The sequence below is a fragment of the Mycobacterium sp. ABE4_509 genome, assembly GCF_056160785.1.
This window is the reverse complement of the sequence record NZ_JBSWXU010000213.1, coordinates 1-6651: the sequence shown is the minus strand read 5'-3', so window position 1 is coordinate 6651 and position 6651 is coordinate 1. Positions and strand designations below refer to the sequence as shown.

General features: G+C 70.7%; 7 protein-coding genes. 3 read left to right on the top strand and 4 right to left on the bottom strand.

The annotated features are described in order from the left end of the window. Positions 1 to 798, bottom strand: a 798-nt coding sequence (locus tag ACXAID_RS26485) for a phosphatase PAP2 family protein (protein ID WP_475025156.1), incomplete at its 3' end; no start/stop codon positions are given. Positions 799 to 911: 113 nt separating this feature from the next. Between ACXAID_RS26485 and ACXAID_RS26480 the strand changes: the two genes are divergently transcribed. Then, a complete protein-coding gene (locus ACXAID_RS26480) occupies positions 912 to 1577 on the top strand; it encodes a L,D-transpeptidase family protein (RefSeq protein WP_475025154.1) in 666 nt (221 codons plus the stop codon). Here ACXAID_RS26480 and ACXAID_RS26475 read toward each other — a convergent pair. After that, positions 1567 to 2025, bottom strand: a complete 459-nt coding sequence (locus tag ACXAID_RS26475) for a nuclear transport factor 2 family protein (protein ID WP_475025153.1) — start codon at positions 2023 to 2025, stop codon at positions 1567 to 1569. The two genes, ACXAID_RS26480 and ACXAID_RS26475, sit on opposite strands and share 11 nt — an antisense overlap. Before the next feature lie 108 nt (positions 2026 to 2133). Between ACXAID_RS26475 and ACXAID_RS26470 the strand changes: the two genes are divergently transcribed. Further along, positions 2134 to 2847, top strand: coding sequence for a DUF3159 domain-containing protein (locus ACXAID_RS26470; protein WP_475025155.1), 714 nt, complete (start codon positions 2134 to 2136; stop codon positions 2845 to 2847). A gap of 70 nt (positions 2848 to 2917) precedes the next feature. After that, positions 2918 to 4699 carry an Hsp70 family protein gene (locus ACXAID_RS26465; RefSeq protein ID WP_475025152.1) on the top strand — a complete coding sequence of 594 codons (1782 nt, stop codon included), beginning with the start codon at positions 2918 to 2920 and terminating at the stop codon, positions 4697 to 4699. Positions 4700 to 4837: 138 nt separating this feature from the next. On the opposite strand, the gene ACXAID_RS26460 is transcribed toward ACXAID_RS26465, so the two are convergent. Both ACXAID_RS26460 and ACXAID_RS26455 read right to left on the bottom strand, forming a co-directional pair. Then, on the bottom strand, positions 4838 to 6073 hold the full coding sequence (locus ACXAID_RS26460; RefSeq protein ID WP_475025151.1) for an FAD-dependent oxidoreductase: 1236 nt from the start codon (positions 6071 to 6073) through the stop codon (positions 4838 to 4840). 9 nt (positions 6074 to 6082) lie between these two features. Further along, a partial coding sequence (locus tag ACXAID_RS26455; protein WP_475025150.1) for a hypothetical protein occupies positions 6083 to 6651 on the bottom strand: 569 nt, incomplete at its 5' end.

Here is a 6651-nt window from a genome sequence, read left to right as displayed (position 1 = left end):
GGCGAGCACCTCGGCGCGCCGGCCGGCCGACCGCAGCACCGCCATGACGTCGTCGTCGCCGCCGAGTTCGACGATCTCGGCCTCCGGTAGTGCCTCGCGCACCTCGTCGAGCACCCGTGCGCCGGTACCGCTGCCCGAAGCCGGGTTGACCACCAGGACGACGCCCGCGCCGTCCGGGCGTGCCGGGGTCTGGAACTGCAGCGGGTCGGCGGCGGGGACCTGCGCCTCCACCACCGGCGGCACGATCCGGGCCCCCAGGACCGCCATGCCAGCGCCGATCCCGAAGCCGGCCAGCACATCGCCCGGGTAGTGCGCACCGACGGCCACCCGCGACATGCCGACCAGGCCGGCGAGCATCGCCAATCCCAGCCCCACCGGCGGATTCTCCAGGCCGACCCCCACCGCGAACGCCGCGGCGCTGGCCGAGTGCCCGGAGGGCAGCGAGTAGGAGGTCGGTAGCCGGCGCAGCTGTCTGGTCAGCGGCACCAGGATGGGGCTGGGCCGTTCGCGTCGCCACACCCGCTTGGCGACCTGGTTGGTGACTAGGCTGGTCAGCGCCAGCGTGGCGACCCCGCGGGTGGCGCCCCGCCGCAGCGACGGGCTGCCGGACACGCCCAGGCCCGCGGCGATGACCAGCCACAGCTTGGAATGGTCGGCGGCACGGGTCAGCCGCGGCATCACCGAGTCGATCAGCGGGCTGGGCGATTCGGCGACGGCTTCGAACACTTCGCGGTCCAGGGTGCCCAGACCGCGGCCGATCTGGCGGACCCCACGACCGCGCCGGCGCAACGGAAACATCTCCACGCTCACCAACCTATCGGGCCGCCGGAAGGGCACGGGCCCGCCGACCGCGACCGGATCGTGTTCGCAGCGTGATCGGCTCTCGACGGTTCGTCGGGGACGATGGGAGCATGCGCCGTCTGCTGATCTTGTTGTGCGCGTCGGCGGTCGGGCTGTTCGGCGCGCCGCCGGCGGCGGCGCAGTTCACCCCGTGGTTCGCCCAATCGGTCGGTGCCGCCACCCAGGTCCTGTCGGTGACCGGGGTGGGCGGCTCGGACGCGAAGCTCGACGTGTGGCAGCGCACCGCGTCGGGTTGGCAACCGGTCGAAGGCGGTGTCGGCATCCCGGCCAAAATCGGTGCAAAAGGCATGTCGCCGAACCACTTCGAAGGATCGATGATGACCCCGCAGGGGATCTACTCGCTCGATTTCGCCTTCGGCACGCAGCCCGACCCAGGAAGCGGCCTGGAGTATGTGCAGGTGGGGCCGAACCACTGGTGGGACGGTGACTCGAACAGCCCGACCTACAACACCATGCAGGTCTGTGAGCCCGGGACGTGCCCGTTCGCGACCTCGGGCACCGGCTCGGAGAACCTCGACATCCCGCAGTACGCCCATGCGGTGGTGATGGGGGTCAACAAGCAGCGCGTCCCCGGCAAGGGCAGTGCGTTCTTCGTGCACAGCACCGACGGCGGGGCCACCGCCGGATGCGTCGCGATCGACGATGCGACGCTGGTCGAGATCATGCGCTGGCTGCGGCCCGACGCGGTGATCGCGGTCACCGATCTCACAGGTTGAGCGCGCGCCCCGGCTTGAGTTTGAAGTTCAACGCCTCCAGCGACATCGACGCGTCGTAGGTGCGGTCGTACCCGGTCTCGCAGATCTTCCAGCCGTCGGCGGTCCGGCGGTACCGGTCGCGGTAGAAGCCCGCGCCGATGAGCATGAAATTGAAGACGGGGGCGATCACGCGGTCCTGCAGGTACCACGTCGCGGTGGCTTCGTCGCCGTCGACGGTGATCTCGGGATGGTTCACCCGGTGCTCGGTGATGACCTCCGGGCCCAGGGAGTTGCGCATGAAGTCGACGAGTTCGTCCCGGCTGGTGAAATGGTGTTCTTCGCCGATGGACTCGCCGTAGCGGCCGACGACGTCCTCGGTGAGGGTGGCGGCGAAGTCGTCCCAGTGCTTGGTGTCCAGGGCGCGGAGGTAGCGGTACTTGACCTGCTGGATGTCGTCGATGTCAGCCATGGCCGCCATTGCAGCACATGCGCGGGCGCGGACGGATATTTTCGCCCCGTGAAGTTCGTCGACGCCTACGTCAAGTCGCCGTTGGCGGGGCTGGCTCCGTGGATCCTGATGGCGGTTGTCAACGGCCCGGGGCGATTCGAGGAAGCGGCCTCCGCCGGCCTGGCGCTGGCGCTGCTGACGCTGTGGGTCGGCAGGCGGCGCGGCGTGCCGGTGCACCTGATCGAGGCGTTCACCACGCTGTACTTCGCGGCGCTGGCCGTGCTGGGTGTTGCCGGGTCGCCGGCGGTGATCTCCTGGCTGGAGCTGTGGGCAGGGGAGCTGAGCAACATCGCGCTGGTGGTGTTCGTGGCCGTCACACTGGTGATCCGCCGCCCGTTCACCCTGGCCTACGCCAAAGACACTACGCCGGAGGAGCATTGGGATTCCCCGCTGTTCCTGCGCATCAACTATGTCATCACCGCCTTCTGGGGTGGTGCGTTCCTGGTGTCGGCGCTGGCCGGCGCGTACGGCGATCTCGTCCTGGCCGACAACGACAACTTCTGGACCGCCTGGATCGTGCCGATCGGGATGCTGATCTGGGCGGTGTCGTTCACCGAGTTCTACCCCGATTTCGCGACAGCAAAGGCTCTGCGGGAGGCGGGTGAACCCGCCGATCCGCCGCCGCCGGTTCTGGACATGTTCGACTGGTTTCCCCCCTTCGTCGCGGTTATCGGGATCGTCGCACTCGTTTCCGACGCGCTGCCCGCCACCTGGGCGATCGTGTTGATTTCAGTCGGTGCGGCCGGGTCGGTGCTGCTGCGCCGCGTCACAGCAAAGACCTAGCCGGCCGGCCGGGCTCAGCGGGGTGTCAGCGCGCCCGACTCCCGGGCGGGCCGCTATCGTGGCGTGAATCATGAGCGATCCGTTGGGGATGTCCATCGGGACGACCAACTTCGTCGCGGTGGGTGTCGGACATCAGCCCCTGCTCCGGCGGGCGGCGTTGAGCCGTTCCGGCACGGTGCTCAGCGGGTTCGTCGAGCGCGTCGGTGATCCGGTGCCGCTGGTGGCCGCAGACGGCACCGCGTACCCTCCTGAACGGCTGGTGGTCGAGGCGCTCGACGAGTTGGCGGCCCAGGCCGTGTCGAGCCCACCGGCCGAGGTGGCCATCGCCGTGCCCTCGTATTGGAATCCCGCGGCGACCGCCGCCCTGGCCGGGGCGCTGGGAGCCGGCCGGCTGGTGTCGTCGACCGGTGCGGCTCCACGGCTGATCCCCGACGCGGTGGCCGCGCTGACGGCGCTGAACGCCAATCCGGGATTCGACCGGTCGGGCGTGGTGGCGGTACTGGACTTCGGCGGCGGCGGTACCAGCATCACCCTGGCCGACGGGGCGTCGGCGTTCGCGGTCATCGGCGAGACCCAGCGCTACCCCGATTTCGCCGGTGACCAGGTGGATCAGTCCGTGCTCGGCTACGTCCTCGACCGTGTCGGGGGCGATCAGGCCGCCGATCCCGCCCAGACCGCCGCCGTCGGGTCGCTGGCGCGGCTTCGCGAGGAATGCCGGGCGGCCAAGGAGCGGCTGTCCTTCGAGACCGCCACGACGCTCGCGGTGGACCTGCCGAACCTGCGCACCGACATGCGGCTCACCCGCGCCGAACTCGAGGAGCTGATCGCCCGCCCGCTCGCCGGGGTCGGCGACGCACTGGAGGGCGTCCTGGCCGGTAACGGCGTCGGCTGGAGCAACCTATCGGCGGTCGTCCTCGTCGGTGGCGGCGCCAGCATCCCGCTGATCACCCAGCAACTCTCCGAGCGGTCCCGGGTGGCGGTGGTCAAGACGCCGCAGCCCGCCCTGGACGCCGCTGTCGGCGCCGCGATGATCGCTGCGTACGGCCGTGGCGCCGAGACCGCCACCTGGGTGGCGCCGGCCGCTCCCGTCGTGCCGCCGGTCGACGAGGCGGCCTCGTCGACGATGCGGGCCCTGGCCTGGTCGCAGGACGACGTCGACGACGTGGTCCCCTACGCCGGGGACGACCCGTACCGGTCACCGGACTCCGACCGGGTCACCGACGAGTATCAGGCGCCGAACCCCTACCAGTCGCTGCGCTCCGGCGCGCCTGTCCCGCCGCCCGAGGACGACTCCAAACCCTGGCAGCGGGTGCCGCTGCCGGTGGCCGGCCTGCTGGCGGTGATCGCGCTGGTCGTCGTCGGTGGCCTGGCGATCGCACTGACCAGTTTCGACTCCTCCGACGAACCCCGGCCCAGACCCGGCACCGACCCGCTGAGCAGCGCGATCACCCCACCCAGCCCTGCCGGGACCGTCACGATGACCGAGGCGCCCCCGCCGCCGGTGCCGCCTGAATCGCCGGAGCCGGTGCCGCCGCCGGTCGTCCCCACGACCACCACAACCCAGCCCACCACCACGACGACGACCACGACGACCACGACGACGACCACCACCACGACGACGACTACGACGACCACGCCGACCACCACCACCACGACGACCACCACGGCGCCGCCGACCACCACCACGACGGTGCCGCCCACCACCGAGACCACGGTTCCTCCTGAGACGACCACCGTCCCCAGCACCGTCGAGGAACCCAGCCCGGCGCCGCAGAACCCGATGACGACGACCTATCTTGACGTGCCGTTCGTCCCGGTGCCGATCCCCATTCCGGTCCCGGAGGGCCCCTGACCTGCACGGAACCGATCGACGCAAGAGACGAGGGAAATCCCCGATTCCCCCTGACCCGCACCCGGCTTACGCTTTCCAGCGTCGGTTCGATCGGCTGCGGAGGGGACAGCCGATCGAGCCGACGTTTCGTGCGCGCAGTCAGCCGGCAGGTGTGCGGCGCGCGAATGCGGGCGCATGCTCGGGCAGCACCCCGACGCCCACCAGGTGGCCCGGGATGACCGAGAGCCACGGCATCAGGTCGAACAGCCGGATCAAGGCCGGCGGCGGGCCCGAGATGTCCCCACCCCGCACGATCGGCCCGAGGAACCGCTTGTCGAACTGGCGCTGGAAGGCCTGTGTCACCGCGGTCGGGACCAACCGGCGGCGACGCACCGAGCCCAGATCCCGGTCGGTCAGCGTGCCGTGCCGCAGCGGTTCGGCCAGCAGCCGCGCGGCGGCCACGCCGTCCTGCACGGCCATGTTGATACCCACCCCTCCGGCCGGAGACATCGCGTGGGCGGCGTCGCCGATGCACAGCAGACCGTCGGTGTGCCAGCGGCGCAACCGATTCAACCGGACGTCGAGATGCTTGACGTCGTCGAGCGAGGTCACGGTCTGCACCGTGTCGCCGGCCTCGGGGAACAGGTCGAGGACGTCGGCGTGGAATGCGTCGAGTCCGCGTGCGCGCAGCCGGGCATCGGCGCCTTTCGGGATGAGCAGGGCGAGCTGCAGATAGCCGGTGCGGGGAATGACGATCATCGCCTTGCCCGCGGCCAGCCGCGGCAACAGCGTGAAGGTCGACTCGGTGTCGGGCTCAGGCAACCGGAACCACCACGCGTCGAAGCTGACCGGCCACTCCCGGACCGGCAGTCCGGCCGCCTGGCGGACCACCGAGGTCCGCCCGTCGCAGCCCACCGTCAGGTCCGCGCGCAGTTCACTGGGCCCGTCCCGGCCCTGGTAGCGCACACCGGTGACCCGGCCGCCCTCCTGGAGCAGGCCGGTGACCTCGGTGTTCATCCGCAGGGTGAACGTCGGCTCGGCTTCGCCGGCCTCGGCGAGCAGGTTGAGCAGATCCCACTGCGGCACCATCGCGATGTAGGGGTGCGGCTGGCGCAGCTTCTCGAAACTGACCACCGTCACCGGGTGTCCGGGCGCGGCGTCGAACGCGACCTTGCGGACCTGGCTCTGCGGCAGCGCGGAGAACCGGGGCCACAGGCCCAGTTCGTCGATGAGCCGCAGCGTGGTGGGATGCACCGTGTCACCGCGGAAATCACGCAGGAAGTCCCCGTGTTTCTCCAATACGGTGACCTGGACCCCGGCCCGGGCGAGCAGCAGCCCGAACACCATGCCGGCTGGACCACCACCGACGACGACGCAGGTGGTTTTCGCGGTCACCGCCTCACGCTAACCGCCCGATGCCGCCCCGGGAAACCTTTCGGCCAGCCAGCGGCTGCTGTCCTTGGTCGCCCTGGCCAGAGCACCGCATTCACCGAAATAGGATGCGACCGCACCGACACCGGGCAGCATGCCCAGATAGCGGAACGGCGCCCGCGGCTGCGGCCGTTTTGCCAGCTCGTCGCCGATCGCCTCGATCAGGGCAGGCACCTGGCGCACCGAGGTCCGCGCGGACGGCTGTGGCTCCCCCGCCCGGTCAGTGCTGCGCTCGCACAGCACCGCGGCGAGCATCCTCGCCTGCGCATGCTGGTCGGAAACACCCAGTTCGCGGGCCACCGCGCACAGGATGAGGGTCTGATTGACGAAGCCGAGCAGATCCTGGATGGGCAGCAGCCGTCCCACCGCGCCCAACACCCCGGGGTAGGCCACCGCCACGGTGTTCAGCGCACCGAGCCGCCACACCCACCATTGGATGCGGGCCTCGGTGTCCATCTCGTCCCAGGACTGCGTGCCGGGCAGGTCGGCGGCGTTGAGCGCCCAGGCGGCGCCGGCGGCGAGCCGCTCGAACGGCCCGCCGC

What these genes read in the sequence shown, in the direction of transcription:
- ACXAID_RS26480 (WP_475025154.1), top strand. Translation starts at nt 912, where the DNA reads ATGCGCCGTCTGCTGATCTTGTTGTGCGCGTCGGCGGTCGGGCTGTTC.
- ACXAID_RS26475 (WP_475025153.1), bottom strand. Translation starts at nt 2,025, where the DNA reads ATGGCTGACATCGACGACATCCAGCAGGTCAAGTACCGCTACCTCCGC.
- ACXAID_RS26470 (WP_475025155.1), top strand. Translation starts at nt 2,134, where the DNA reads ATGGCGGTTGTCAACGGCCCGGGGCGATTCGAGGAAGCGGCCTCCGCC.
- ACXAID_RS26465 (WP_475025152.1), top strand. Translation starts at nt 2,918, where the DNA reads ATGAGCGATCCGTTGGGGATGTCCATCGGGACGACCAACTTCGTCGCG.